We start from the raw sequence: 26,642 nt of genomic DNA, 5'->3' as shown, positions 1-26,642 counted from the left end.
CCCCGGCTAGTCCAGCGACTTACGGTCCGCATGCGGATTCCCGCACCCCGACCGGTGCTGCTCGCGCTCGGCCTTCAGCCGCAGCCGCTCCGCCTTGGGGAGTCTTCGGTCGACGCCGACGCCGCCCCAGAAGGCGAAGCCGGTGACGAGGATCCGGGGCGCGCCGGGCACACCCGCTCCGGCGGCGCTGGAGTCGAAGCCGCCCATCAGGCCGAAGCCGGTCACCTCGACCTCGGCGTCCTGCGGAACGACGACGTGTGTGCCGCCCATCACCGCGAAGCAGCGGATCACCACATCGCGGCCCTCGAAGCGGGCCTCGGTCAGGTCGATCTCGCCGCCGCCCATGACGCAGACCGTGGTGAGCCGCCGGGGCATCACCCAGGCACCCTTGCGCTGGAAGCCGCCCAGGATGCCGAGGGCCACCCGGGAGGTCGCCCGGCCGCCGATCCGGTGCGCCCAGCCGCCGGAGCCGGCCGAGCCCCCAGCGGCCGGCGCGGCGGGGCTCGCGGCCCCGGACATGGCCGCCGGCAGGTCGCGGGTGAAGGGTTCCAACTCGGAGTACGTACGCGCCTTGTAGACCCCGTCCAGCCGCTCGTCGAACTCGTCCAGGGCGATCCGGCCCTCGGCGACGGCGTCGCGCAGCACCTCCGCGACGCGCTCACGGTCGGCGTCGGACGCCCTCAGCTCGGGCAGGTCGCTTGTCATACCGGCCAGCCTACGCAGGAACGGCCGTTCGGGGAGCCCTTCGCGGACGCTGCCCGGCAGCGGGTTCCAGCCGTCGGCGGAGCAGCCCTCACAGCGCGGAACCCGCCGCGTACATCTTCGCGATGACGTCCTCGATGTCCGGCTCCCGCAGCGACAGGTCCAACAGCGGGTAGCGCTCGGCGACCGCCGCGACGATCGGCGCCGCGCTCGCCGCCGCCGGAAAGGCCAGCCACTGGCGTGGCCCCTCGACCTTCACCGTCCGCGCGCCCGTGATGGTGATCGCGGGCAGCTCCCGCTCCAGGTCGACCACGAGCGTCCGCTCGCTCTGTCCCACCGCGTGCAGCCCGTCAAGCCCGCCGTCGTAGACCAGCCGTCCGTGGTCGATGACCATGACCCGGCGGCAGAGCTGCTCGATGTCGGTCAGATCGTGCGTGGTCAGCAGCACGGTCGTGCCGCGCTCCTCGTTCACCTCGCGCAGGAACTCCCGCACCTTCGCCTTGCTGATGACGTCCAGCCCGATGGTCGGCTCGTCGAGGTAGAGCACCTCGGGGTCGTGCAGCAGCGCCGCCGCGATGTCGCCGCGCATCCGCTGGCCCAGCGAGAGTTGCCGTACGGGCACCTCCAACAAGTCGCCCAGGTCGAGCAGTTCGACGCAGCGCGCCAAGTTGATCCGGTAGCGGTCGTCGGGAATCCGGTACATCCGGCGCACCAGAGCGTACGAATCGCGCAGCGGCAGGTCCCACCAGAGCGTCGTGCGCTGTCCGAAGACGACACCGATCCGCCGGGCCAGCCTGGCCCGGTCGCGCGAGGGGTCGATGCCGGCCACCCGCAGCCGGCCGCCGCTCGGCGTCAGGATTCCGGTGAGCATCTTGACGGTGGTGGACTTCCCGGCGCCGTTCGGCCCGATGTAGCCGACCATCTCGCCGCGCCGCACCCGGAAGCTGATGCCGTCGACGGCGCGCACCCGGTGCCGCTCGCGCCGCAGCCGTCCGGCCTTGCGCCGCACCTCGAAGACCTTCTCGACGCCGTCGAGTTCGATGAATCCCGGATCGCCGTCCATGTCGTCGTGCACGTCGCTGTCCGTCTCCCTGCCCCTGTCCGTATCGGTGTCCACGCCGGTATCCACGCCGGTATCCGTGCCGCTATCCATGTCCCTGTCCCCTCAGCTCCCCGTGCTGCGATAGCCGCGCAGTCCCGCCCGCCAGGCCAGCCCGGCGACCCCGCACGTCAGCAGCGCGACCAGCGGCCCGGCGAAGTCCAGCCAGCCCGGCAGGCCTAGCGGGTCGGCGCGGCCCAGGATGTGCAGCGCGGGGAGCCAGTTGACGAAGGCGAGCGGCACGATGAAGGTCACCCCGCGCACCAGCTCCTCGGCGAACAGCGTCGGCGGGTACTGGAGCAGCGTGCCACCCCCGTAGGTGAAGGAGTTCTGCACCTCGGCGGCGTCCTGCGCCCAGAACTGGAAAGCTCCCCCGGCGGCGAAGACCGCGCCGAAGATCGCCGCCCCGCTGATCAGTGTGACCGGTACGAGCGCGATGTTCACCGCCGTCCAGTCCACGTCGAGCTGGAGCAGCGACCAGCCCAGCACCAGCGAGCCCTGGCTGATCTTGCCGATCCTGCGCAGCGCGAAGCGGTCGGCGGCGACCTGCGCGAAGACCGGCACCGGGCGCACCAGCAAGGTGTCCATCGTGCCGTCGCGCACCCGCTGGCCGATCCGGTCCGGATTGCCGAGCAGCAGGTCGGCGAGGCCCAGGGACGCGCTCGACGTGCCGTACAGAAAGGCCACTTCGGCCAGTGAGAAGCCGCCGAGCGCGTCGACGTGCGAGAACATCAGCATGATGGCGACGAAGTCGAGCCCGCCGGCGGCGAAGTTGCCGACGGCGGTCATCACGAACGAGGCCCGGTAGGCCATAGTCGAGCGCACCCACATCCCGGCGATCAGGAAGTACGCGCGCAGGCCCTCCCGCAGTTGCCACAGCCAGCGCTCAGCCACCCTGCACCACGACCTTCCGGGTGGCGGCGGCCTGCGAGGCGCGCCCCCGGCCGAGCAGCGCCACCGCCCAGGCGCACTGGAACGCCAGCGCCCGCGCGAGCCCGGTCCCGGTGTGCTCGCCGAGCAGGATGTCGGCGGGGACCTGCAGCATCGCGGCCCACGGCAGCAGCCGGACCACCTCGCCGAACGCCCCGGGGAAGACGGTGAGCGGCAGCAGCATGCCGGAGAAGAACATGCACAGCAGCGTGCTGATCATGTTGATCCCCTCGCCGTCCAGCAACCAGAACGCCACCAGCGCGACGAGGTAGTGCAGCGCGAAGCTGACCACCACGCCGAGCGTCACCGAGAGCAGGAAGTAGCACCAGGTCATGACATCGGCCGGGAACGCGAGGTCGAACGCGAGGGCGCCGACCGCCATCGGGACGGCGCCCCTGCCCAGCAGGTGGAAGGCGGCCCGGCCCAGATCGCCGGCGAGCCACCAGAGCTGGAGGTCGGCCGGCCGGTAGAGGTCGATCGCGATGTCCCCGGACCTGATGCGCTGTTGGAGTTCGACCTGGAATCCGCCGCCGAGCAGCGCCGCGGCGGCGAGCAGGCCCTGCCCGATCCAGACGAAGGTGAGGGCCTGGGACTGGTCGTAGCCGCCGAGGCCGGGGCGTTCGTCCCAGAGCGCGAGGAAGGTGTAGGAGACGATGAAGCCGAAGACGGTGTTGGTGAAGACACCCGCGGCGGTGGCGATCCGGTACGTCGCGTAGCGTCGGAAGCTGCTCGCGGCGACGGCTCCGTACAGCCGTATGCCGTGCGTTGCGTTTGCGCGCAGCTGTATTTCGTGCAGCCGTATTTCGTGCAGCTGTATTCGGTGCGGCCGCATCGGCCTGCTTCTCCCCCCGGTGAGCGGGCTCGCCCGACCGCCGGGCGCCCCGTATCTTTCGCGTTTTTCCGCTGTGTGCGGGCTCTCCCGCCCCGCGGGTGCGCGTGCCTCGGGGCACGGAACACCAAAAGTGCAGAAGCCTAGCCCAGGAGGCGGACCCCCGGCCATGGGATATTCACTGGATCGAGTGACTCCTCAGGGCTGTTCGGCCGGTCACAGACCTGTTACAGGTGCGAGCCACCGTCCCACCACGGAACGGATGATGCGACAGTTCCTTATGGGGCGTACGACGCGAATCGCCCGACACGACACCGCTCCGCCAGGACAACCCTCGGCGGTGGCCGAGGAGTCCCTAAAGACATGACCGACGATCCACAGCGGGACGACGACCGAACTGACGTTTCCCCGGAGGAGGGCTGGGCCGCACGGCCCGGCGAACAGTCCCAACGGAAGCGCACCGGCCTGCGCCGGCTCCTCCCCACCTGGCGGATGGTGCTCGGCGGCGTCCTGCTCGTCGTCGTGCTCGTCGCGGGTGTGCTGGTCGCCGGCTATCTGCTGGTCGACATCCCGCCGGCCAACAAGGCGGCCATCGCGCAGAGCAACGTCTACCTCTACTCGGACGGCTCCCGGCTGGCCCGCGACGGCGAGGTGAACCGGGAGAACGTGACGCTGGACAAGGTCCCGAAGAAGGTCCAGCAGGCGGCGCTCTCCGCCGAGGACCGGGACTTCTACTCGGAGTCGGCCGTCGACCCCAAGGCGATGCTCCGCGCCGCCTTCAACACCGTCACCGGCAAGGGCAAGCAGTCGGGTTCGACCATCACCCAGCAGTACGTCAAGAACTACTACCTGGGCCAGGAACAGACCGTCACCCGTAAGGCCAAGGAGTTCTTCATCGCGATCAAGCTCGATCGCGAAGCGAGCAAGAACGACATCCTTGAGGGCTACCTGAACACCAGTTACTACGGGCGCAACGCCTACGGCATCCAGGCCGCCGCCCAGGCGTACTACGGCAAGGACGCCAACGACCTCAACACCGCCCAGGGCGCCTACCTCGCGACCCTGCTGAACTCCCCCAACGCCTACGACGTCGCGGCGCACCCGGAGAACAAGAAGCGGGCGCTGGCGCGCTGGGACTACGTCCTCGACGGCATGGTCAAGGAGGACTGGCTCGGCCAGTCGGAGCGCGACGCGATGAAGTTCCCCACCCCGGGCAAGGTCAAGGCCCCGCCGGTGCTCTCCGGCCAGCGCGGCTACCTCGTCGAGGCCGTCAAGGACTACCTCGACAAGAGCGATGTGCTGGACGAGCGGACGCTCGCGGCGGGCGGCTACCGCATCACCACCACGATCAACAGGAAGAAGCAGAACGCCCTGGTCAAGGCCGTGGACGACCAGTTGATGTCCAAGCTCAGCGACAGCCGCAAGGTCGACGAATACGTCCGGGCCGGCGGCGCGTCCATCGACCCGGCGACCGGGAAGATCGTCGCGGTCTACGGCGGCATCGACTACACCAAACAGTTCGTCAACAACGCCACCCGGCGCGACTATCAGGTCGGCTCGACCTTCAAGCCGTTCGTCTTCACCTCCGCGGTGCAGAACGACTCGCAGACCCAGGACGGCCGCACGATCACCCCGCAGACCGTCTACGACGGCACCAACAAGCGGACCGTCCAGGGCTCGGGCGGCGCCCCCTACTCACCGGCCAACGAGGACGACCGCTCCTACGGCCAGATCACCGTCAGCGAGGCCACCGACAAGTCCGTCAACGCCGTCTACGCGCAGATGGCCCAGGACGTCGGCCCGGCCAAGGTCAAGCAGACCGCCATCGATCTCGGTCTGCCCAAGGCCACCCCTGACCTTCAGCCGTACCCCTCCATCGCGCTCGGTCCGGCCACCGCCAGCGTCCTCGACATGACCGAGGCGTACGCGACCCTCGCCAACCACGGCAAGCACGGCGCCTACGCGCTGGTCGACAAGGTCACCAAGGCCGGACAGCAGGTCGGCCTGCCCGACCGCAGAGTCAAGCAGGCCGTGACGCGCGAGTCCGCCGACACCACGACCTCCATCCTCAAGAGCGTGGTCGAGGGCGGCACCGGCACCGCCGCCCAGGCCGCGGGCCGCCCGGCGGCCGGCAAGACCGGCACCGCCGAGGAGGACAAGGCGGCCTGGTTCGCGGGCTACACCCCGGACCTGGCCACCGTCGTCGCCGTGATGGGCCAGGACCCGAAGGGCGTCCAGAAGCCGCTCTACGGAGCCACCGGGCTGGCCCGCATCAACGGCGGCGGCTACCCCGCGCAGATCTGGGCCGACTACACGGCCGCCGCGCTCAAGGGCAAGCCGGTCAAGTCCTTCGACCTGGACCTGGCCTCCGGCGGCCCGGCGACCCTGGAGCCGTCGACCTCCGCCGCCCCGCCGTCCACCCCGAGCACGGCCGGCAGCAGCCCGCCGGCCAGCGAGAGCACCGCGTCGAGCCCGCCGCCGCCCACCAGTTCACCGCCCGAGACGAGCACCACCCCACCGCCCGCGACGCCGACCTTCCCGTCCTTCACCCCGCCCACCGACTTCCCGAACGGGGGAGCCGACGGGGGCGACGGGGGCGGCGGGGGGAACGGCGACGACGAGATCGAGGGGTTCGGCAGACCGGACCAGGACGACTTCTAGCCGGTGAGTCTTCCGGCCGGTGAGACTGCTGGCCGGTGAGGCTGCTGGCCGGTGAGCCTGCTGGCCGGTGAGCCTGCTGGCCGGTGAGTCGCGGCTGAGCGGAGCAGTCGAAGAGAAACGCGAAGGGGCGGAGGGTTCCGCGGGCTAGAGATACAGCCCGGTGGAATCCTCCGCCCCTTCCAACCGCTCCGCCGCGACGGCGTGCAGGTCCCGCTCCCGCATCAGCAGGTACGCGACCCCGCGGACCTCGACCTCGGCCCGGTCCTCCGGGTCGTACAGCACCCGGTCCCGCGGCTCCACCGTCCGCACGCTCTGGCCGACCGCGACCACCTCGGCCCAGGCGAGCCGCCGGCCGACCTCCGCGGTCGCCGGGATCACGATGCCGCCGGTCGAACGCCGCTCGCCCTCCGGAATATCGGTGCGGACCAGCACACGGTCGTGCAGCATCCGGATGGGCAGCTTGTCGTGGGAGGCGCTATTCGAGCTCACCCCACCGACCGTACCCGCAGCGCCCTACCCGGCCTAGGCGCGCCGACGCCGTGCCGTGGAGACCACCAGCAGCCCCACCGCGGCCACCGTCAGCAGCGCGACCGGCACGATGCGCTCGATCCGCGGCACGCCCTCCTCCGACACGAACTGGGCGCGGACGCCCGACACCGCACGGTTCGCGGCGACGTACGCCCGCCCCGCCGTACGGTCCACGGCCTCAGCCGCCTTCGCCTTCGCGTCACCCACGATCGTCTTCGGGTGCACACGCACACCGATCTCGTCGAGCGTCACGGCGAGATCCTGCCGCCGACGGGCGATGTCCGCCTCGATCTGCGCAGGGGTCCTGGCTTCCGACACCGGGCTGCCTCCGTCATCTGGAAAGATCCGTAATGGACAGATGGATGGACAGTCTGTCAGCTCACGCCCGACCACGCCCCACAGCACCCCCGATCGGGTCTGCTCGCTAACCTCGGACCGTACGGATCCGGTTCCGCGGCGGGCCGGCCCCCTTCGCGTACCGACGTCCCCCGGCCCATCCCGGGGAAGCCCGGCACAGTGCCCCAAACCAGTACATCCAGCCCAGTACATCCAGACCACTGCCCCAGCGGTACACCAGCCCAGGAGAGCCATGAGCGAGCGACTGCAGCCCGGCGACACCGCCCCCGCCTTCACCCTGCCCGACGCGGACGGCAAGCAGGTCTCGCTCGCCGACCACGCCGGCCGCAAAGTCATCGTCTACTTCTACCCGGCCGCCCTCACCCCCGGCTGCACCAAGCAGGCCTGCGACTTCACCGACAACCTCGACTTCCTCACCGGCCACGGCTACGACGTCATCGGCGTCTCGCCCGACAAGCCGGAGAAGCTCGCCAAATTCCGCGAGCAGGAAGAACTCAAGGTCACCCTCGTCGGCGACCCCGAGAAGAAGGTGCTGGAGGCGTACGGCGCGTTCGGCGAGAAGAAGCTGTACGGCAAGACGGTCACCGGCGTCATCCGCTCCACCGTCATCATCGACGAACAGGGCAAGGTCGAGCGCGCGCTCTACAACGTGAAGGCCACCGGCCACGTCGCCAAGATCATCAAGGACCTGGGGCTGTAGCCACTCGTGCCCGTGGCGCCGAGCAGCCGGGCCGGCATGGCGCTCATGGCGCCGGCCTCGACCCCGCGGCGGGCAGCTCCAGCACACTCTCGGCGCCGCCGTCCTCGGCGGCGCCGAAGGCCAGCCGCCCGCCCAGCACATCCGCCTGGCCGACCGCGATCGTCAGCCCCAGACCATGCCCGGTCCCCCGGGCCGGCGCGCCCGACCGGAACCGCCGCGGCCCCTGGGCCACCAACTCCGCCGGATAACCGTCACCGTGATCCCGCACCGAGACCCGGGTGCCCTCGACCCGCACCTCCACCGGCGGCCGGCCGTGCTTCGCCGCGTTCGCCAGCAGACTCACCAACACCCGCTCCACCCGCCGCACATCGGTCGCCACCACCCGCGGCTCCCCCACCACCGTGACCGTCACCCCGGCCTCTCCGGCCTCTCCGGGCTCTCCGGCCCGCGGTGCCGCCCGCGTCACGATCCCGCGCACCAACGCGGGCAACTCCACCGGATCCAGCTCCGCACTCTCCGCCCCCGCATCCAGCCGGGACACCTCCAACAACTCCTCCACCAACCGCCGCAACACCTGCGCCCGGTCCCGCACCATCACCACCGCCCGCTCATGCGGCAACAACTCCGCCGCCGCCACCAACCCCGCCACCGGCGTCCGCAACTCATGCGCCACATCAGCGGTGAACTCCCGCTCCACCCGCACCCGCGCCGCCAGCGACGCCCCCATCTGCAACACCGCCCGCCCCAGCTCCGCCACCTCGTCACGGCCCCCACCGTCCAACGCCCTCCGCTGCGAATCCGGCGACGCACCCCCCGCGATCCGCCGCGCCGCCGCCGCGGCACGCCGCAACCGCCGCGACAACCGCCGCGCGACGAACCAACTCACCACCGCCGACAACACCACCGTCGAGGTCCCCGCGATCAACAGCGCCCGGTCCAGCGCACGCTGCGCCGGATCGTCCTCCGGAAACGCCACCGAGACCGACAGCGCACTGCGCCCCACCTCGGTCGCCGCCCACACCCGCGGATCGTCGCCGCCGCTGATGTACGTACCCGAACCGTCCCGCGCCAGCGCCGCGTCCAGCACGCCGGGCAGCGCCGTGTCGTCCAGCCTGGCCCCCAGCGCCAGCGTGCCGTCACGGTCGTAGATCTGCAGGGCCGCACTGAGCCGGTCGTCCTGATACGCGCGGGCCTGCCGCGCCCGGTCCGCGTCGGCGATGTGGTGCACGGCGAATCCGAGCACCAGCACCGCCAGCGCCGTCACCACCGAAATGGCCAGAGCGATCCGGCCGCGGATACCCATCACGCGACGCTGTACGTCTCCGAGGCGTCGCCGAACGGGGTGGACCCCGTATAGCGGACCTCCAGACCCGTGAACGCCATCGCGCCGTCGACGTTCTTCGGCCCGTACAGCCGGAACCGCGCCGGATACGAACCGGAACCGCCGCCCGAGCCCGCCTGCGCCCCCGACACCTGCACCACCCCGGCCCCCTCCGCGCCCCGCTCCGCATAGCTGTCCCAGCGCAGCGCGCTCGCCACCACACCCGCGTCCGCGCAGGTCAGCGTGATCACCCTGGGCTTGACGAGCGGCGCGCCCGCCCCGCAGTCCCGCACCCCCGGCAGCCCGGCCGACGCCGCACCGCCCGCCTTCGCCGACTGGGCCGCGGCCGTCCTCGGCGCGGCCTCCACCGCGTCGGCCCGCTCCACGCTCCGGATGAGGTACACCCCGCCGAACGCCAGAACCGTCACCGCCACGAAAGCCAACAGCGCCGTCCGCGTACTGACCCGGCGTGGTTCGGCGGGATCGGTCATCCGGTGGCTCTCCATTCGCGCGCGGGTCGGCTGGCCGACACATTCTGCTGGGCCCACGACACGGGCACATTGCTCATATCCCTCGAAGAGCGCGCAACTGCGTGTAGGTCGGGTAACAGCCGCGAACAGCCTTGCCGGAGTGATGAATCTCCCCTTGGACCATGAAACTGGTTTGATCCGCTCCGCTTCGCGCAGGCGTCCCCTTCGTACGCGCACCGCCGCTCCGCGCGGCCGACTGAGCGAGAGGACCGAGCCGTGCCCACCGGTAGCACCACCGACGCCGACAGCGATCAGGACCCGGCGGCCTACAAACGCCACCGCGCCCTCTTCCGAGCCATCTCCCGCCGCAAGAACCCGCGGCTGCGGCGTACCGACATCACCGTCACCGACGAGAAGACCGTCAAGCGCGCCGTCAAGGCCGCCGCGCTCGGCAACGCCATGGAATGGTTCGACTTCGGGATCTACAGCTATCTCGCCGTCACCATCGGCAAGGTCTTCTTCCCCGGCGGCAGCGGCACCGTACAACTGCTCTCCTCGTTCGCGACCTTCGCCGTCGCCTTCCTGGTCCGCCCCATCGGCGGCGCGTACTTCGGCCCGCTCGGCGACCGCATCGGGCGCAAGAAGGTGCTCGCCCTCACCATGATCCTGATGTCGGTCGGCACCCTCGGCATCGGCCTCATCCCGAGCTACCACACCATCGGCCTGTTCTCCCCGGCGCTGCTCATCCTCTTCCGGCTGGTGCAGGGCTTCTCGACCGGCGGCGAATACGGCGGCGCGTCCACCTTCATAGCCGAGTACGCCCCCGACAAGAAGCGCGGCTACTTCGGCAGCTTCCTGGAATTCGGCACCCTCGCCGGCTACATCGGCGCGGCCGGCCTCGTCACCGTCCTCACCACCCTGCTCGACGACAGCACCATGCTCGACTGGGGCTGGCGCATCCCGTTCCTGGTCGCGGGCCCGCTCGGCGTCATAGGCCTCTATCTGCGGCTGCGGCTCGACGAGACCCCCGCCTTCCAGAAGATGGAAGCCCAGAACACCAACGCGCAGCCCGGCGCGGGCACCGACTCCGAGTTCGCCAACCGCTCGGAGAGCGCCCCGAAGCAGAAGCTCAAGGAGATCTTCGTCCAGCAATGGCCGATGCTGCTGCTGTGCATCGGGCTGGTCGGCGCGTACAACATCACCGATTACATGCTGCTCTCGTACATGCCGACGTACCTCACGGACGAACTGGGCTACGACCAGACGCACGGCCTGCTCATCCTGCTCGGCGTGATGGCCGCGCTGATGCTGATCATCGGCCGGGTCGGCCGGCTCAGCGACCGCTACGGCCGCAAGCCGCTGCTGATGGCCGGCATGCTCGGCTTCTTCTTCCTCTCCATCCCCTCCTTCCTGCTGGTCAAGCAGGGCAGCCTGGCCGCCGTCATCGCGGGCATGAGCATGCTCGGCCTCTCGCTGGTCTGCCTGCTGGGCACCATGTCGGCCGCGCTCCCCGCCCTCTTCCCGACGAACGTCCGCTTCGGCTCGCTGTCCATCGGCTACAACATCTCCGCCTCGCTCTTCGGCGGCACGACGCCCCTGGTCATCACCGCGCTGATCAGCGCGACCGGCGGCAACGACATGATGCCCGCGTACTACTCGATGGCCGCGGCCCTCGTCGGCATCATCGCGGTGTCCTGCATGAAGGAGACCGCCCAGCAGCCGCTGGACGGATCGCCGCCGTCGGTGGGGACGCACAGGGAAGCGAAGGAACTGGTCTCCGCTCAGGTGACCGAGCCGAAGTTCTGAGCGAACCGAAGTTCTGAGCGTTCGGGCACCCGCCGGATCGGCCGCCCGGATGGCGTAACCATCCGGGCACCGGGTCGTTGATGCGTTCGAGGCTGCGACACGCGGCCGTACCCAGGTGAGAGTGACGGGGTACGGCTCTGCCCGGCCCCTCCCCTCATCACGGCACCCGGAGGGGACCATGCCGGTCAGCCCTTACAGCCGAGAACGTCTCGCGAAAGCGGCGCGTTCGTCGCGGACGCTCACGGAGGCGTTGGTCGAACTCGGTGTTGATCCGAAGAGTTCTTCGCGGCGCGAGTTGGCAGGACAAGCCAATGACGCTGGAGGTCGACCACGTCAACGGCGACTGGAGCGATGACCGGCGCGAGAACCTCCGCCTCCTCTGCCCCAACTGCCACGCGGTTACCGACACTTGGTGCCGAGGCCACAGAGCTTCCCGTCCTGATCGGTAAGTCTGTGGCCCATCACGGGGCTCCCCAAGTACCATGGTCGCGCACACACGCGGCCGTGATGGAACTGGAATACATACGGCGTTTAGATCGCCGCGGGAGCAATCTCATGTGGGTTCGAATCCCACCGGCCGCACTGACCGTGGAATCAAAGGCCCGGCCCGCCACACGGCGGGCCGGGCCTTTGACGTCGGAACGGTCCGCCGGATCAGCCCAGCAGCTCGCGGACCACCGGCACCAGCCCCCGGAACGCCTTGCCCCGGTGGCTGATCGCGTTCTTCTCGTCCGCCGTCAGCTCCGCGCAGGTCCGGGTCTCGCCCCGCGGCTGGAGGATCGGGTCGTAGCCGAAGCCGCCGGTCCCGGCGGGGGTGTGGCGCAGGGCGCCTTCCAGCCTGCCCTCTACGACGCGCTCCGTGCCGTCCGGGAGGGCGAGCGCGGCGGCGCAGGCGAAGTGGGCGGCGCGGTGTTCGTCCGCGATGTCGCCGAGTTGGGCGAGCAGCAGGTCGAGGTTGGCCGCGTCGTCGCCGTGCGTGCCCGCCCAGCGGGCGGAGAAGATGCCGGGGGCGCCGCCCAGGACGTCCACGCAGAGGCCGGAGTCGTCGGCGACCGCCGGGAGGCCGGTGGCGCGGGCCAGGGCGTGCGCTTTCAGCAGGGCGTTCTCGGCGAAGGTGACGCCGGTTTCCTTGACGTCCGGGATCTGCGGGTACGCGTCGGCGCCGACGAGTTCCACGGCGAGGCCGGCGCCGTTCAGGATGGCGCGGAGTTCGGTGACCTTGTGGGCATTGCGGGTGGCGAGGATCAGGCGCTTCATGCTGCCGATTATCCCGGCGAGCAGACCTTGGTCAGTTCGCCGGCCGCGTCCGCGATGGGGGTCAGGTCCGGGGCCTGGTTCTTGTCCACGGCCGCCTGGGCGTTGTCGACGGCCTTCTGCACGCCGTCGACGGCCTTGCTGACATCCGCGTCGTCGGTCTTGTCGCCCATCTTGTCCAGGTCCTTGTCGAGGGTGTCCAGGAACTTCTGGGCGTCCTGCGGGTTCTGCGAGACGTCGGACGCCGCGTTCTGGAGCTTGTCCACGTCCTTGGAGACGTCGACGGCGAGCTGGGCGCAGTCCATCGCCTTCTCGACCGCTCCACAGCCGACGGTGATCGGGACGATGGCGAGGGCCGCGAGAGCGGCCAGGACGGTGCTGCGGTGCCGACGGCGCAAGGCCATGAGTGGTTCCCCCGGTACTGGTGCGGATGGTGACAGCGGTACGTAATACGCGGTGCGGTGACGGCGGTGCGGTGCCGTGCGGTAGGTGGGCGGGGGCGTACGGTCCGGACCGTACACCCCCGCCCACCCGCGCCTCGGACCTCTGCTTGGGTAAACGCTTCGCGGGCCGCGGATGGTTGCCTCCCGCGGTCCGCCCTTCGCGGCACGCTCGGCACATCAGCCGCAGCGCGTCACGCCTCCAGCGTCGCCGCGAGGACCTGCCGCTGGATCGCGTCCAGCTCGCCGCAGCCCGCGACGGCCAGGTCGAGCAGGCCGTTGAGTTCGGCGCGGTCGAAGGGGACGCCTTCCGCGGTGCCCTGGACCTCGACGAAGCGGCCGTCGCCGGTGCAGACGACGTTCATGTCGGTCTCGGCGCGGACGTCCTCCTCGTAGCAGAGGTCGAGCAGCGGGAGGCCCGCGACGATGCCGACGCTGACGGCCCCGACGGTGCCGGTGAGCGGCTGCCGGCCGTGCTTGATGATCTTCTTGCCCTGGGCCCAGCTGATGGCGTCGGCGAGGGCGACGTACGCGCCGGTGATGGCCGCGGTGCGGGTGCCGCCGTCGGCCTGGAGGACGTCGCAGTCCAGCACGATGGTGTTCTCGCCGAGGGCCTTGTAATCGATGACGGCGCGCAGCGAGCGGCCGATCAGGCGGGAGATCTCGTGGGTGCGGCCGCCGATCTTGCCGCGGACCGACTCGCGGTCGCCGCGGGTGTTGGTGGCGCGGGGCAGCATCGAGTACTCGGCGGTGACCCAGCCTTCGCCGCTGCCCTTGCGCCAGCGCGGCACGCCTTCGGTGACGCTGGCGGTGCAGAAGACCTTGGTGTCGCCGAAGGAGACGAGGACGGAGCCCTCGGCGTGCTTGCTCCATCCGCGTTCGATGGTCACGGGGCGCAGTTGGTCGGGGGTCCGGCCGTCGATACGAGACATGGGAGCGAGCCTATCGGGGCCGCGTACCGGTGAGTGCACCCCCGTGGCTCCCCCGGCACGCTCCCCCGGGGCGCAGCGTGCGGCGCGCTCCGGTCGCGTGCTCCGGCGTGCTCCCGTCGCGCTCTTCGGCGGTGCTCCGGCCGGAGCGGTCCGGCCGGAGGACTCCGGCGTGCGGGTGAGTCGGCGCGCGGGCGTGAGCCCGGGGGCGCGCAGTGCGAAGGGCCCGCCCCCGGTCGTGGGGCGGGCCCTTCGGGAAGTCGGCGTCAGCTCACATCATGTCTTCGATGTCGGCGGCGATCGGGTCGGCGTCGGTGCCGATGACGACCTGGATCGCGGTGCCCATCTTGACGACCCCGTGCGCGCCCGCGGCCTTGAGGGCGGCGTCGTTGACGAGGGAGGGGTCCTTGACCTCGGTGCGGAGGCGGGTGATGCAGCCCTCGATCTCCTCGATGTTCTCGAGTCCGCCGAGGCCGGCGACGATCTTCTCAGCCTTGCTGGTGGCCATATCTGTCTGTCTCCCTGCTTTTCAAAGAACGTTGCCTCGACGCATCGCCGATTCGTTTTGTGACGATAACGCACGGTTGGCTCATCTTCACGAGCGTCCGTCCGCCTCGTACCGAATGATGGCGATCATCGGGGTCGCGCCCTCGGGCAGGCACCGGCCTGCGCCACAACTGGTCTACACCAGTATGCAACGCCCGCAGCAGCACGCAGCCCGCAGCCCCGGGAGGACGTAGATGAGCTCCAGCGCCGCAGCGGCGGCCCCGAGGAAGTCCTGGGGCAGCGCGCTCTTCCAGAACCTGCAGAAGATGGGCCGGAGCCTCCAGCTGCCGATCGCCGTCCTGCCGGCGGCGGGCATCCTCAACCGGCTCGGACAGCCCGACGTCTTCGGCGCGGACGGTCTCGGCTGGACCGATATCGCCAAGGTGATGGCCGGTGCGGGCGGAGCACTGCTGGACTCGTCACTGGGGCTGCCGCTGCTCTTCGCGGTGGGTGTGGCGATCGGCATGGCCAAGAAGTCGGACGGCTCGACGGCGCTGGCCGCGGTGGCGGGCTTCCTCGTCTACTACGCGGTGCTGCGCCAGTTCCCGGTGGACTGCCCGGCGGGTGCCAAGACCGCCACCGGCGGCTGCCTCGACGGGGAGACCTTCACCGCCGCCACCTTCCAGAACCCCGGCGTCTTCGGCGGCATCGTGATCGGCCTGCTGTCCGCCTGGTTCTGGCAGCGTTACCACCGGGTGAAGCTGGTGGACTGGCTCGGCTTCTTCAACGGCCGCCGGCTGGTGCCGATCATCATGGCGTTCGTCGCGATCGCGTTCGCCGCGCTGTGCCTGTGGGTCTGGCCGCCGGTGGGCGACGCGCTGACCAGCTTCAGCAAGTGGCTGGTCGATCTGGGCTCGTCGGGTTCGGGCATCTTCGGCGTCGCCAACCGCGCGCTGCTGGTGATCGGCCTGCACCAGTTCCTGAACGTCTTCGTGTGGTTCCAGTTCGGCGACTTCACCAAGCCGGACGGCACCGTCGTGCACGGTGACATCAACCGCTTCCTGGCGGGCGACCCGTCAGCCGGCCAGTTCACCTCGGGCTTCTTCCCGATCATGATGTTCGCGCTGCCGGCCGCGGCGCTGGCCATCGCGCACACCGCCAAGCCGCACCGCCGCAAGGCGGTCGCCGGCATGATGCTGTCGGTCGGTCTGACCTCGCTGGTCACCGGCATCACCGAACCGATCGAGTACTCGTTCCTCTTCATCGCGCCGGTGCTGTACGCGATCCACGCGGTGCTCACGGGTGTCTCGATGTTCGTCACCTGGGAGCTGGGCGTGCACGACGGCTTCAGCTTCTCGGCGGGGCTGATCGACTACGTCATCAACTGGGGTCTGGCGACCAAGCCATGGCTGATCATTCCGATCGGGCTGTGCTTCGCGGTCGTGTACTACCTGATCTTCCGTTTCGCGATCACCAAGTTCAACCTCCCGACGCCGGGGCGGGAACCCGATGAGCTGGAGGAGGAGATCGAGGAGGAGAACACGAAGTAGCGGCGGCGCGAGGGCGGGGCGCACGGGCCGCGCTCGCGCCCCCCACCTCCACGTTCGAGCCCCCCGGGTCCCCACCCGAACCCCCGCGCGAACACCCGGCCCGAGCCCTCCGCCCAAGGCTCCCCGCCCGATCCCGAAGACCCCTGGACCCGCCGGTCCGGGGGTCTTTGTCGCGTCTGTACGGATGTAGCCCTGACGCAGCCCAGCGCACGGGAATCGTGGGTTCCTTATCCAGCCTTCACCGTGTTACAACTGGTCTACACCACTGAGTGGTGTAGACCATGTGGCCTCAGTGCCCGAGGAGACGCCGCCGTCCCGTCATTGCCCCCGGCGGCGCCTTGCCCAATGGAGGAAGTTGATGTCCACGGCTAGCGCCGCCCCCGCGGCCGCCGACAAGAAGGGCCGCGGCGCCGGAGCGATGGCTGTCGCCCAGCGCATCGGCCGCAGCTTGATGCTGCCGGTCGCGGTGCTGCCCGCAGCGGCACTGATGGTCCGTCTCGGCCAGACCGACATGCTCGGCAAGGAGTCGTTCCCCGACTTCCTGAACAAGATCGCCGGGTTCCTGGCCGCCGGCGGTGGCGCGCTGCTCGACAATATGCCGCTGCTGTTCGCCGTCGGCATCGCGATCGGCTTCGCGAAGAAGTCGGACGGCTCGACCGCGCTCGCCGCGGTCGTCGGCTACCTGGTCTTCCAGAAGGTGCTCGGCACTTTCACCGACAGCAACCTTCCGAAGGTCCCGACCGCCGTCGAAGGCAAGGTCGCGATGGTGGACGCCAGCGTCAACGCCGGTGTGCTCGGCGGTGTCGTGATGGGCGTCGTCGTCGCGCTGCTCTACCAGAAGTTCTACCGCACGAAGCTGCCGGACTGGCTGGGCTTCTTCGGCGGCCGCCGCCTCGTCCCGATCCTGGCGTCCTTCGCGGGTCTGCTCCTCGGCATCGTCTTCGGCTACATATGGCCGGTGCTCGGCTCCGGTCTGCACAACTTCGGTGAGTGGCTGGTCGACTCCGGGTCCATCGGCGCCGGCATCTTCGGTATCGCCAACCGCGCGCTGATCCCGGTCGGCATGCACCACCTGCTGAACTCCTTCCCCTGGTTCCAGGCGGGCGACTTCACCAGCGGCGGCGCCACGTACCACGGCGACATCGCGCGCTTCCTGCACGGCGACCCGAGCGCCGGACAGTTCATGACCGGCTTCTTCCCGATCATGATGTTCGCGCTGCCGGCCGCGTGCCTCGCGATCACCCACTGCGCCCGCCCCGAGCGCCGCAAGGCCGTCGGCGGCCTGATGCTCTCGCTCGCGCTGACGGCGTTCTTCACCGGCGTGACCGAGCCCATCGAGTTCACCTTCATGTTCATCGCCCCGGTGCTGTACGCGATCCACGCGGTGCTGACGGGTGTCTCCATGGCGCTGACCTGGGCGCTGGGAATGAAGGACGGCTTCGGCTTCTCGGCTGGCGCGATCGACTTCTTCCTCAACCTGGGCATCGCGTCCAAGCCATGGCTGCTCGTCCTGGTGGGACTGTGCTTCGCGGCGGTCTACTACGTGGTGTTCCGCTACGCCATCACGAAGTTCAACCTTCCGACGCCCGGTCGCGAGACCGACGAGGAACTCGCCGAGCTGGAGAAGGCCCAGTTCAAGGCCTGATCCCCGGCAGTACACAGCAGAAGGCCCCCGGAAACCGCGTCACGGTTTCCGGGGGCTTTTCCCGTATCCGGGAGCCGGGCGGCCAGGCGGCCAGGGCTGGGGGCCAGGCGGCCGGGGCCCGGGATGCCTCACAGTTCGTAGGACGCGCCCGCCTTCGCCAGTTCGACCGGGCCGTCGAACACCGCCTGCGCGTCCCGCAGATTGATCCGCGGGTCGGTCCACGGCGGGATGTGGGTGAGGAGGAGCCGGCCGACGCCCGCGCGGGCCGCGTACTCGCCCGCCTCCCGGCCGTTGAGGTGCAGCGCGGGGATGTCTTCCTTGCCGTACGTGAACGACGCCTCGCAGAGGAAGAGGTCGGCCCCCTCGGCGAGCTTGTCCAGCGCCTCGCAGGGCCCGGTGTCCCCGGAGTACACGAGCGTGCTGCCGCCCTGCTCGATGCGGAAGCCGTACGCCTCCACGGGGTGCCTGACCCGGTCCACGTGCACGGTGAAGGGGCCGATCGAGACGGTCCCCGGCTTGAGGGCGCGGAAGTCGAAGACCTCGCCCATCGCCCCCTCGGTGGGAATGTCCGCGTGCGCCGCGTTGAGCCGCTGCTCGGTGCCCTCGGGGCCGTAGACGGGGATGGCCTCGGCGCGGCCCCCGTCGTGCCGGTAGTAACGGACGACGAAATAGCCGCACATGTCGATGCAGTGATCCGCATGGAGATGACTGAGCAGCACGGCGTCTAGATCGTAGAGACCGCAGTGCCGCTGCAGCTCGCCCAGGGCGCCGTTGCCCATGTCGATCAGCAGGCGGAAGCCGTCGGCCTCTACGAGGTAGCTCGAGCAGGCCGATTCCGCGGACGGGAACGACCCGGAGCATCCGACGACGGTGAGCTTCATGGGGGCAGGAACCTCCTTGATGTCCCCATGCCGAAGGCCAGGGATGGGTCCGGGGGTCATGCGAGATCTTGCGCATTGATACAAGGCCGTACGAGGTCTTGCCGGTGCGTCGAGCGTAAGGCGCAAAACGGCTGGTGGCCCCTCCGCCGGGCGGCGTTGTGGGCGGAATCACCAGTACGGGCGGGCGTGCGGAGCCCTGCCGGGGAGCGGGTGTTCGACGGGTGGCGCGGGCGCGGCGGGCGCGTGGCGGGCGCGCGGGCGCGCGGGCTGGAGCGGGTCGTACGCGGACGGGACGGCCGGCGGCCGGGGCGGGTCCACTGGCGTGGGGCCGAGCGGATCCAGTGCGGTGGCCGCGATGATTGACCGGTCCGGCCGGTGGGCGGGTGTCCTCAATCGTTGGGAGCACCTCCCGGCCGAAGGCTGGGGGAGATTGAGGACAGACCAGCGCGTGATCAAACCTGCGGGCACGGGCGCAGTCGGGCGTGCGGGCGGGCGCGCTCCGCGAGCCCCGTGTGAGGGGCGCGCAGCTACGGGCGCGCGCTCAGAGGCGCGCGCCCCTCCCCCGCCCCACCGGGAACGCGCCGCCCCCTGCGTGTTGCCGGCCAGGTCGGGGCCGGTCGGGTCGGGGCCGGTCGGGTCGGGGCCGGTCGGGTCGGGGCCGGTCGGGTCGGGGCCGGTCGGGTCGGGGCCGGTCGGGCTGTCAGGCCCAGAGCTGGCCGTGCAGGGCCGCGATGGCCTCTTCCGTGGTGGCGGCCGTGTAGACGCCGGTGGAGAGGTACTTCCAGCCGCCGTCGGCGACGACGAAGGCGATGTCAGCGCTCTCGCCGGCCTTGACCGCCTTGGCGGCCACGCCGAGCGCCGCGTGCAGCGCGGCGCCGGTGGAGACGCCCGCGAAGATGCCCTCCTGGGAGAGGAGTTCGCGGGTGCGGCGCACCGCGTCCTCGGAGCCGACCGAGAAGCGGGTGGTGAGGACGGACTCGTCGTAGAGCTCGGGGACGAAGCCCTCGTCGAGGTTGCGCAGCCCGTAGACGATGTCGTCGTAGCGCGGCTCGGCGGCGACGATCTTCACGCCGGGGACGTGTTCGCGCAGGTAGCGGCCGACGCCCATCAGGGTGCCGGTGGTGCCGAGGCCCGCCACGAAGTGGGTGATGGAGGGCAGGTCCGTGAGGATCTCCGGGCCGGTGGTCGCGTAGTGCGCGCCCGCGTTGTCGGGGTTGCCGTACTGGTAGAGCATCACCCAGTCGGGATGCTCGGCGGCGAGCTTCTTGGCCAGCCGTACGGCGGTGTTGGAGCCGCCCGCGGCGGGCGAGGGGACGATCTCGGCGCCCCACATCGCGAGCAGCTCGCGCCGCTCGGACGAGGTGTTCTCCGGCATGACGCAGACGATGCGGTAGCCCTTGAGCTTGGCCGCCATCGCGAGCGAGATGCCGGTGTTGCCGGAGGTCGGCTCCAGGATCGTGCAGCCGGGGGTCAACCGGCCGTCCTTCTCCGCCTGTTCGACCATGTGCAGCGCGGGCCGGTCCTTGATGGAGCCGGTCGGGTTGCGGTCCTCCAGTTTCGCCCAGACGCGGACGTCGGCGGACGGCGACAGGCGGGGCAGGCGGACCAGCGGCGTGTTGCCGACGGCGGCCAGTGGGCTGTCGTAACGCATCAGAGGGCGTCGCTATGGGCCGTGGAGCCGCCGGCGACGGCCGGGAGGATGGTGATGCTGTCGCCGTCGGCGAGCTTGGTGGAGATGCCCTCCAGGAACCGGACGTCCTCGTCGTTGAGGTAGACGTTGACGAACCGGCGCAGCTGGGCGCCGTCGACGATGCGCGCGCGGATGCCGGTGTGACGGGAGTCCAGGTCGTTGAAGAGATCGGCCAGGGTGGCGCCGTCGCCCTCCACGGCCTTCTGGCCGTCGGTGTAGGTGCGAAGGATGGTCGGGATGCGGACCTCGATGGCCATGGGAGTGCTCCTGTCGGGATGAAAGACGGGGCGGATGAGGACGGGGCGGAGGGCGGGACGGAAAGCGCGCCGCGGTCCTGCTTCCTGAGCTGCCCGGATGGCGGGCGCAGGACGGCAGGGGGGAAGGGCTGCGGCGGGGCGGTGGCCGCGGTGGTGCGTGGACCGCTGCTCAGCCTGTCGGACGCGCCGCCGCGCGCGGACAGATGGCGCTGGCGAGGCGGCACAGGTCGACGTGCAGCCGCGCCACGAGCAGCATGCCCGGCGTCTTGTCGCTCACGTCATAGGGAACCATGCGGTCATCGTATCGATTCCCTGTCCACTTCCCGGAATACTGTCCCATGATGCGGACGCCCGGCGATCGCCTGGTGGGACGGGGTCGCTTGAGCGGGGCGTCAGCGGGGGTTACAGGCCGGATCGCGCCGGCAGACAGACGACCGTGGGAGCGCCCGTGACCGGGTGGACGGCGACCTCCGCCTCGACGCCGTAGACCTCGGCCAGCAGTTCCGCGTCCAGTACGTCGCCGGGCGGGCCGGAGGCGACGACGCGGCCCGCCCGCAGCACGTACAGCCGGTCGCAGTAGTAGGCCGCGAGGTTCAGGTCGTGCAGCGCCAGCAGATTCGTGGTGCCCAGCGTGCGCACCAGGGAGAGGACCTCCAGCTGGTAGCGCACACCGAGGTGGTTGGTGGGCTCGTCGAGGACGAGCAGGGCGGGTTCCTGGACGAGGGCTCGGGATGCCCGCGCCGCCCGCCGTGAACGCGGTCTTCTCGCCGCTGTCGTAGACGAAGACCGGGACCGGCTCGCCGCCGTCCCCCTTCTCACCCTTCGCACCCTTCGCGTTCTTCGCCCGCTTCAGCTCCTTCACCCGCTTCGCCGTGCGGGCGGTGTCCGTCTCGGCCCGCCGTATCCACTTCTCGGCGCGGTCCGGCACCCCGAAGGTGCGGCCGGCTTCGCGCACCTCGCGGTAGACGTCCTTGAGCCCGGTCCTGGCGTTGTCCTCGGCGCAGTTCTCGATGTTGAGCCGGGATTCGACGCCGCTCTTGGCGAGTGCTTCGCGGCTGCACCCGTCGGAGGCCTTGAAGGCGCTGCCGTAGCCGCCGTAGACGAAGTCCGGGCCGGCCGCGAGCGCCGGCCCGGTCCCGAGGTCAGCACGGGTCCGGCGGGGGGTCAGTAGGAGGCCACGACCTCGACGTCTTCCTCTGTGACCACGCCGTCCACGATGCGGTACGAGCGGAACTGCACCGGGGCCTCGCCTCTGTCGCCGTCGCCGCTGCCGCCCTCGCCGCTGTGGCCCTCGCCGCTGTCGGCGGTCGACACCAGGACGTAGTGCGCGCCCGGCTCGTTGGCGTAGGTGATGTCGGTGCGGGAGGGGTACGCCTCGGTCGCGGTGTGCGAGTGGTAGACGATGACGGGCTCCTCGTCGCGGTCGTCCATCTCGCGGTAGAGCTTGAACAGGTCCGTGGAGTCGAACTCGTAGAACGTGGGTGAGCGGGCCGCGTTGAGCATCGGGATGAACCGCTCGGGGCGGTCGGTGCCGGCCGGGCCCGCGACCACGCCGCACGCCTCATCGGGGTGGTCGGCGCGGGCGTGCGCGACGATCTGGTCGTGGAGGGCCTGGGTGAGGGTCAACATGGGCCCCAGGATAAGCAAAGGGTCCCGTCCGTACCGAAGGCTGGTACGGACGGGACCACATGCCGGACGCAAGCCCGGCCGGAGCCCGATCGGGGCTCGGCCGGACATCAGCCGGACCTCTCGGTCAGTTCTTGCTCGCGAGGCTCTGCGCGTTGCGCTTCTTCGTCACCAGGTACGAGACGCCGAGCAGCAGCGCCCAGATCGGCGCGCAGTACAGCGAGATCCGCGCGTCCTTGTCGATGCCCATCATCACGATGACCATGCCGATGAAGGCGAGAGCGAACCAGCTGGTGTACGGCGCTCCGGGGGCCTTGAAAGAGGACTGCGGCAGCTCGCCGCGGTCGGCCTTGCGGCGGTAGCGGATCTGGGAGCACAGGATCATGATCCAGGCCCACATGCCGGAGATGGTCGCGAAGGAGACGACGTAGTCGAACGCGTCGCCGGGCCACTGGTAGTTGATCCACACCCCGACGAGCATCAGCGCGGCCGAGAAGGTGGTGCCGACCAGCGGCAGGCCGTTCTTCGTCAGCTTCGCGAACGCCTTCGGGCCCTGCCCGTTGAGCGCCAGGTCACGCAGCATGCGGCCGGTGGAGTACATACCGGAGTTGCAGGACGACAGGGCCGCGGTCAGCACCACGAAGTTCACGATGGCGGCGCCGACGCCGAGGCCCATCTCCTCGAAGGCCTTGACGAACGGGGAGACGCCCGGCTTGAAGGTGCTCCAGGGGACCACCGAAAGAATCATGATCAGCGCGCCGACGTAGAAGACGGCGATGCGCCACGGCACGGTGTTGATGGCCTTGGGCAGGACCGTCTTCGGGTCCTTGGACTCACCCGCCGTGACGCCGACCAGCTCGACCGCGAGGAAGGCGAACATCACGATCTGCAGGGTCATCAGCGTGCCGGTGATGCCCTGGGGGAAGAACCCGCCGTCGTTCCACAGGTTCGCCACGGTCGCGGTGTCACCGGCGTCGGAGAAGCCGAGCGTCAGGACGCCGGCGCAGATCAGGATCATGCCGACGATCGCGGTGACCTTGACCATCGAGAACCAGAACTCCAGCTCACCGAAGAGCTTCACGGAGATCAGGTTCGCGGCGTACAGGATGACGGTGAAGACCAGCGCGGAGAGCCACTGGGGGATGTTCCACCAGTACGTCATGTACGTGGCGGCCGCCGTGACCTCGGTGATGCCGGTGACGACCCAGAAGAGCCAGTACGTCCAGCCGGTCACGAAGCCGAAGAAGGGGCCGAGGAACTCGCGGGCGTACTCCGAGAAGGAGCCGGAGACCGGGCGGTACATGAGCAGCTCGCCCAGGGCCCGCATGATGAAGAAGATGACGAGCCCCGCGATGGCGTACGCGAGGATCAAGCTGGGGCCGGCACGGTCGATGGCCTTGCCCGCGCCCAGGAAGAGGCCGGTGCCGATGGCCCCGCCGATGGCGATCATTTGAATCTGGCGAGTGCCCAGCGCTCGCTGGTAGCCCTCCCCGGAAGTGCTCTCGCCGCTTCCGTCCTGCTGTGTTCCCGGAGTGCCGCCCGCGCCTGCGGGACGGTCCGCGACCTGCTCAGAGGTCATGGTGGTGCGCCTTTCTCCATACCGACCCGGCCTGCCCGGATCGGGTCCCGATCCCCCCGGATGGAGTTCCCGCACGCCGACGATCGGCCGGCTCAGCGCCCGCGCCGCGACATGGGTGGCGTCGGCGGCGGCAGGTCGTGAAGATTTATCACGCCCGAAGCAATGATCCACTGGCTGGATGTGGGACAGGCCACAGGAAAAGGCGGACAAAACAGACCCGCCCCCGCAAAGACTGCGGGGGCGGTAATGCGATCGTTATCCGGATTTGAGTCTCCGCTGAGCGAACGGCGGGCTCTGGTCCGGGGACGGGCCGATGTCGGGACGAAGTCAGGGCGTCAACGTCTCGATGAGCGTCTCCTGGAGTCCGCCGAGCCAGAGGTATGCCATCACCATCGGCTTGCGCGGATCGGAGTCCGGCAGCCGGTACAGCTCCTCGTTGTCATCCTCGTCGGTGACCTCCAGGCGGGTGCCGATCGCGAGCCGCAGGTCGTTGAGCGCGCCCAGCCACTGCCGGCACTCGTCCGGTCCCAGGCGCAGCACGGCGCCCTCGGCGGCCCGCCGCTTCGCGGTGCGCTTACGGCTCCGTCTGCTCGGCGCGTCAGCCTCGGCGCTCTCGGTGTCCCCAGCGCCCTCGCCGCTCTGCGTGGCCTCGTCGCCCCTCCCGCCGAGCACCACCGAGTCGAGCGTGCGCACCACGGCGAGCGCGTCCGCGCGCTTGCGGGCGCGCAGGTCGTGTTCGGTGAAGCGGCGGAACTCCGCCGAGTCGGCGCGTGCCCGTGCGTCGTCCGGCGCCTTGGGGCCGCCGTACGCGTCGGGGAAGAGCCGGGCCAGTGCGGGGTCGGACGGCGGCTCGCTGGGGCCTTCGGCGAACAGCGCGGCCAGCGGGTCGGCGCCCTCGACGGGCTCGTCCCCCGGACCGAACAGCTCCAGGAGCTGTACGGCGAGGCTGCGCAGGATCGAGATCTCGACCTCGTCGAGCGCGATGGCGGCCCCGCCGCCCGGTACGGCTTCGAAGTGCCCGGCCATCAGCGGTCCTGCTGAAGGGTGGCCCACAGGCCGTACCCGTGCATCGCCTGCACGTCACGCTCCATTTCCTCACGGCTGCCGCTGGATACCATCGCGCGGCCCTTGCGGTGGACGTCCAGCATGAGCTTGTGCGCCTTGTCCTTCGGGTAGCCGAAATAGGACTGGAAGACGTACTCGACGTAGCTCATGAGGTTGACCGGGTCATTGTGGACGAGCGTCACCCACGGGACGTCCGGCTCGGGCAGCACGGACGGCGCCCCACTCGATTCGGGGCGTTCGATCTCCACTGGTGCGACAGTCACTTGTCCCATGCTGCCACCCGCGAGGGGCGGTCGCACAAACGGCACAGAGAAATCGTCACTCTGACGAGTATTCGCTGTAGCATCCCCACCATGAACACAGCAGACCTGGGGCTGCCGGTGGCTGTGCCCTCGACGGCACTCTTCACCGACCAGTACGAGCTCACCATGGTGCAGGCCGCCCTGCGGGCCGGCACCGCCGACCGCCGGTCGGTCTTCGAGGTCTTCACCCGCAGACTCCCCGAGGGCCGCCGCTACGGCGTGGTCGCGGGCGTCGGCCGGGTACTCGACGCGGTGGAGAACTTCCGCTTCGACGAAGGCGTCCTGGGCTTCCTGCGCGAACACGGGACAGTGGACGGGCCGACGCTGGACTGGCTCGCCGGCTTCCGCTTCCGCGGCGACATCTGGGGCTTCCCGGAGGGCGAGGTCTACTTCCCGGGCTCGCCGATCATGCGCGTCGAGGGCAGCTTCGCCGAGGGGGTGCTGCTGGAGACGGTCATCCTGTCGATCCTCAACCACGATTCCGCGGTGGCAGCCGCGGCCTCCCGGATGGCGGTCGCCGCCGGCGGCCGGCCGCTCATCGAGATGGGCGCCCGGCGCACCCACGAACTGGCGGCGGTGGCCGCTTCGCGCGCCGCGTACGTCGGCGGCTTCTCCTCCACCTCCGACCTCGCGGCCGGATTCCGCTACAACATCCCCACGGTCGGGACCAGCGCGCACTCCTTCACCCTTCTGCACGACAACGAGCGGGACGCGTTCGCCGCGCAGGTCGCCTCGCTGGGCAGCGACACGACGCTGCTGGTCGACACCTATGACGTCACGCAGGCGGTGCGCACCGCCGTCGAGGTCGCGGGTACCGAGCTGGGCGCGGTCCGCATCGACTCCGGCGACCTGCTGCTGCTCGCCCACCGGGTGCGCCAGCAGCTCGACGACCTGGGCGCGACGAAGACCCGGATCGTGGTGACCAGCGACCTCGACGAGTACGCCATCGCCTCGCTGGCCGCCTCTCCCGTGGACGCGTACGGCGTGGGCACCCAGTTGGTCACCGGCAGCGGCCACCCGACCTGCTCGATGGTCTACAAGCTCGTCGCCCGCGCCGACTCGGCCGACCCGGCCGCCCCGCTGCACCCGGTGGCGAAGAAGTCGATGGGCGGGAAGTCCTCGGTCGGCGGCAGCAAGTGGGTCGCCCGCCGGCTCGACGCGGACGGCATCGCCGAGGCCGAGGTCATCGGCACCGGCCCGGTGCCGCCGGAACTGGCGGACCACCTGCTGGCCGTGCCGCTGGTACGCGACGGCGAAGTGATCGCCCGCGAGCCGCTGGACGCGGTGCGCGACCGGCACATCCAGGCGCGGGCGAAGCTGCCGATGTCGGCGATGCAGCTTTCGCGGGGGGACGCGACGTTGCCTACGGAGTACGTCTGAGGGGAGCGGGGCGGCGCGAGCGGGCGCGTGCCGAGCGGCGCGTGCCGAGCGGCGCGTGCGCGCCGGGGTGCGGGAGCGCGTGGCGCGCCGGAGCGTGAGCCGTGCCGGGGCGCGGGGGTCGCCGGTGCGCCGGGCGTGGGGCGGGCCGAGCGGGG

At 70.3% G+C, this 26,642-nt stretch carries 26 protein-coding genes, 1 tRNA gene and 3 pseudogenes; 8 read left to right on the top strand and 22 right to left on the bottom strand.

What is annotated here, in order from left to right; translation table 11 throughout:
• Nucleotides 1–6: 6 nt before the first annotated feature.
• From QMK28_RS02155 to QMK28_RS02140, 4 genes are all read right to left on the bottom strand, one after another.
• Entirely contained in the window at nucleotides 7–705 is a 699-nt protein-coding gene (locus tag QMK28_RS02155; RefSeq protein WP_326435218.1) for a DUF1707 SHOCT-like domain-containing protein, read from the bottom strand.
• 88 nt (nucleotides 706–793) lie between these two features.
• Complete coding sequence (locus tag QMK28_RS02150) at nucleotides 794–1,765, bottom strand: ABC transporter ATP-binding protein (RefSeq protein WP_326435285.1); 972 nt, start codon at nucleotides 1,763–1,765, stop codon at nucleotides 794–796.
• A 102-nt stretch (nucleotides 1,766–1,867) separates the two neighbouring features.
• Nucleotides 1,868–2,632 carry an ABC transporter permease gene (locus QMK28_RS02145; RefSeq protein WP_326435284.1) on the bottom strand — a complete coding sequence of 255 codons (765 nt, stop codon included), beginning with the start codon at nucleotides 2,630–2,632 and terminating at the stop codon, nucleotides 1,868–1,870.
• Between the two features lie 55 nt (nucleotides 2,633–2,687).
• Nucleotides 2,688–3,488: an ABC transporter permease gene (locus tag QMK28_RS02140; RefSeq protein ID WP_326435283.1), complete on the bottom strand. Its 801-nt coding sequence runs from the start codon at nucleotides 3,486–3,488 to the stop codon at nucleotides 2,688–2,690.
• 435 nt (nucleotides 3,489–3,923) lie between these two features.
• Here QMK28_RS02140 and QMK28_RS02135 point away from each other — a divergent pair, with 435 nt between their 5' ends.
• Entirely contained in the window at nucleotides 3,924–6,221 is a 2,298-nt protein-coding gene (locus tag QMK28_RS02135) for a transglycosylase domain-containing protein (protein WP_326435217.1), read from the top strand.
• A 144-nt stretch (nucleotides 6,222–6,365) separates the two neighbouring features.
• On the opposite strand, the gene QMK28_RS02130 is transcribed toward QMK28_RS02135, so the two are convergent.
• Complete coding sequence (locus QMK28_RS02130) at nucleotides 6,366–6,668, bottom strand: GroES family chaperonin (protein WP_443050505.1); 303 nt, start codon at nucleotides 6,666–6,668, stop codon at nucleotides 6,366–6,368.
• Between the two features lie 75 nt (nucleotides 6,669–6,743).
• A complete protein-coding gene (locus QMK28_RS02125; RefSeq protein WP_326435215.1) occupies nucleotides 6,744–7,067 on the bottom strand; it encodes a DUF3618 domain-containing protein in 324 nt (107 codons plus the stop codon).
• A 271-nt stretch (nucleotides 7,068–7,338) separates the two neighbouring features.
• On the opposite strand from QMK28_RS02125, the gene bcp reads away from it, so the two are divergent.
• Nucleotides 7,339–7,806 carry a thioredoxin-dependent thiol peroxidase gene (bcp, locus tag QMK28_RS02120; RefSeq protein ID WP_326435214.1) on the top strand — a complete coding sequence of 156 codons (468 nt, stop codon included), beginning with the start codon at nucleotides 7,339–7,341 and terminating at the stop codon, nucleotides 7,804–7,806.
• A gap of 43 nt (nucleotides 7,807–7,849) precedes the next feature.
• Here the strand turns inward: bcp and QMK28_RS02115 are convergent, their stop codons facing one another.
• Nucleotides 7,850–9,109 (bottom strand): sensor histidine kinase, encoded by a 1,260-nt coding sequence (locus tag QMK28_RS02115; RefSeq protein WP_326435213.1) that lies wholly within the window; start codon nucleotides 9,107–9,109, stop codon nucleotides 7,850–7,852.
• On the bottom strand, nucleotides 9,109–9,618 hold the full coding sequence (locus tag QMK28_RS02110; protein WP_326435212.1) for a hypothetical protein: 510 nt from the start codon (nucleotides 9,616–9,618) through the stop codon (nucleotides 9,109–9,111). The genes QMK28_RS02115 and QMK28_RS02110 overlap by 1 nt, the downstream gene beginning before the upstream one ends.
• 255 nt (nucleotides 9,619–9,873) lie before the next feature.
• Here QMK28_RS02110 and proP point away from each other — a divergent pair, with 255 nt between their 5' ends.
• The 3 genes and pseudogenes from proP to QMK28_RS02095 all read left to right on the top strand — a co-directional run bounded on the left by proP (nucleotide 9,874) and on the right by QMK28_RS02095 (nucleotide 11,985).
• Nucleotides 9,874–11,403 (top strand): glycine betaine/L-proline transporter ProP, encoded by a 1,530-nt coding sequence (gene proP, locus QMK28_RS02105; protein ID WP_326435211.1) that lies wholly within the window; start codon nucleotides 9,874–9,876, stop codon nucleotides 11,401–11,403.
• Between the two features lie 287 nt (nucleotides 11,404–11,690).
• Nucleotides 11,691–11,852, top strand: a pseudogene (locus tag QMK28_RS02100) (HNH endonuclease); the annotation flags it as partial.
• Between the two features lie 49 nt (nucleotides 11,853–11,901).
• Nucleotides 11,902–11,985: transfer RNA gene (locus QMK28_RS02095), tRNA-Leu, on the top strand.
• A 72-nt stretch (nucleotides 11,986–12,057) separates the two neighbouring features.
• On the opposite strand, the gene rdgB is transcribed toward QMK28_RS02095, so the two are convergent.
• The 4 genes from rdgB to QMK28_RS02075 form a co-directional block, all read right to left on the bottom strand.
• Complete coding sequence (gene rdgB / locus QMK28_RS02090; RefSeq protein WP_326435210.1) at nucleotides 12,058–12,660, bottom strand: RdgB/HAM1 family non-canonical purine NTP pyrophosphatase; 603 nt, start codon at nucleotides 12,658–12,660, stop codon at nucleotides 12,058–12,060.
• Between the two features lie 8 nt (nucleotides 12,661–12,668).
• The gene (locus tag QMK28_RS02085) at nucleotides 12,669–13,061 is read right to left on the bottom strand and encodes a hypothetical protein (protein ID WP_326435209.1); all 393 of its coding nucleotides are present in this window, start codon (nucleotides 13,059–13,061) and stop codon (nucleotides 12,669–12,671) included.
• A 230-nt stretch (nucleotides 13,062–13,291) separates the two neighbouring features.
• Nucleotides 13,292–14,029 (bottom strand): ribonuclease PH, encoded by a 738-nt coding sequence (rph, locus tag QMK28_RS02080; RefSeq protein ID WP_326435208.1) that lies wholly within the window; start codon nucleotides 14,027–14,029, stop codon nucleotides 13,292–13,294.
• A 268-nt stretch (nucleotides 14,030–14,297) separates the two neighbouring features.
• Nucleotides 14,298–14,534: a PTS glucose/sucrose transporter subunit IIB gene (locus tag QMK28_RS02075; protein ID WP_326435207.1), complete on the bottom strand. Its 237-nt coding sequence runs from the start codon at nucleotides 14,532–14,534 to the stop codon at nucleotides 14,298–14,300.
• 232 nt (nucleotides 14,535–14,766) lie between these two features.
• Here QMK28_RS02075 and QMK28_RS02070 point away from each other — a divergent pair, with 232 nt between their 5' ends.
• Both QMK28_RS02070 and QMK28_RS02065 read left to right on the top strand, forming a co-directional pair.
• Entirely contained in the window at nucleotides 14,767–16,062 is a 1,296-nt protein-coding gene (locus tag QMK28_RS02070) for a PTS transporter subunit EIIC (protein ID WP_326435206.1), read from the top strand.
• Nucleotides 16,063–16,420: 358 nt separating this feature from the next.
• Nucleotides 16,421–17,707, top strand: coding sequence for a PTS transporter subunit EIIC (locus QMK28_RS02065; RefSeq protein WP_326435205.1), 1,287 nt, complete (start codon nucleotides 16,421–16,423; stop codon nucleotides 17,705–17,707).
• A 128-nt stretch (nucleotides 17,708–17,835) separates the two neighbouring features.
• Here QMK28_RS02065 and QMK28_RS02060 read toward each other — a convergent pair whose 3' ends face one another.
• The 10 genes and pseudogenes from QMK28_RS02060 to clpS all read right to left on the bottom strand — a co-directional run bounded on the left by QMK28_RS02060 (nucleotide 17,836) and on the right by clpS (nucleotide 25,077).
• Entirely contained in the window at nucleotides 17,836–18,588 is a 753-nt protein-coding gene (locus tag QMK28_RS02060; protein WP_326435204.1) for an MBL fold metallo-hydrolase, read from the bottom strand.
• Nucleotides 18,589–19,288: 700 nt separating this feature from the next.
• A complete protein-coding gene (locus QMK28_RS02055; RefSeq protein ID WP_326435203.1) occupies nucleotides 19,289–20,239 on the bottom strand; it encodes a PLP-dependent cysteine synthase family protein in 951 nt (316 codons plus the stop codon).
• Nucleotides 20,239–20,535 carry a MoaD/ThiS family protein gene (locus tag QMK28_RS02050; RefSeq protein WP_326435202.1) on the bottom strand — a complete coding sequence of 99 codons (297 nt, stop codon included), beginning with the start codon at nucleotides 20,533–20,535 and terminating at the stop codon, nucleotides 20,239–20,241. Before QMK28_RS02050 ends, QMK28_RS02055 begins: the two co-directional genes overlap by 1 nt.
• 169 nt (nucleotides 20,536–20,704) lie before the next feature.
• Entirely contained in the window at nucleotides 20,705–20,827 is a 123-nt protein-coding gene (locus tag QMK28_RS02045) for a putative leader peptide (RefSeq protein WP_326435282.1), read from the bottom strand.
• Nucleotides 20,828–20,937: 110 nt separating this feature from the next.
• Nucleotides 20,938–21,351: pseudogene (locus QMK28_RS02040) on the bottom strand (histidinol phosphatase); the annotation flags it as partial.
• Nucleotides 21,266–21,658, bottom strand: a pseudogene (locus QMK28_RS02035) (hypothetical protein); the annotation flags it as partial. The pseudogenes QMK28_RS02040 and QMK28_RS02035, both read right to left, overlap by 86 nt.
• A gap of 41 nt (nucleotides 21,659–21,699) precedes the next feature.
• A complete protein-coding gene (locus QMK28_RS02030; protein WP_326435201.1) occupies nucleotides 21,700–22,164 on the bottom strand; it encodes a M67 family metallopeptidase in 465 nt (154 codons plus the stop codon).
• 124 nt (nucleotides 22,165–22,288) lie between these two features.
• Complete coding sequence (locus tag QMK28_RS02025) at nucleotides 22,289–23,740, bottom strand: amino acid permease (protein ID WP_326435200.1); 1,452 nt, start codon at nucleotides 23,738–23,740, stop codon at nucleotides 22,289–22,291.
• A gap of 327 nt (nucleotides 23,741–24,067) precedes the next feature.
• Nucleotides 24,068–24,766 (bottom strand): DUF2017 domain-containing protein, encoded by a 699-nt coding sequence (locus QMK28_RS02020; protein ID WP_326435199.1) that lies wholly within the window; start codon nucleotides 24,764–24,766, stop codon nucleotides 24,068–24,070.
• Nucleotides 24,766–25,077: an ATP-dependent Clp protease adapter ClpS gene (clpS, locus tag QMK28_RS02015; protein ID WP_326435198.1), complete on the bottom strand. Its 312-nt coding sequence runs from the start codon at nucleotides 25,075–25,077 to the stop codon at nucleotides 24,766–24,768. Before clpS ends, QMK28_RS02020 begins: the two co-directional genes overlap by 1 nt.
• 81 nt (nucleotides 25,078–25,158) lie before the next feature.
• Here clpS and QMK28_RS02010 point away from each other — a divergent pair, with 81 nt between their 5' ends.
• Nucleotides 25,159–26,487 carry a nicotinate phosphoribosyltransferase gene (locus QMK28_RS02010; RefSeq protein ID WP_326435197.1) on the top strand — a complete coding sequence of 443 codons (1,329 nt, stop codon included), beginning with the start codon at nucleotides 25,159–25,161 and terminating at the stop codon, nucleotides 26,485–26,487.
• Nucleotides 26,488–26,642 lie beyond the last annotated feature (155 nt).

It is taken from the genome of Streptomyces sp. H27-D2, from assembly GCF_035828615.1.
GTDB lineage: Bacteria > Actinomycetota > Actinomycetes > Streptomycetales > Streptomycetaceae > Streptomyces.
Note: the sequence above shows the minus strand (reverse complement) of the source record. Positions and strands in the feature narration are given on the sequence as shown.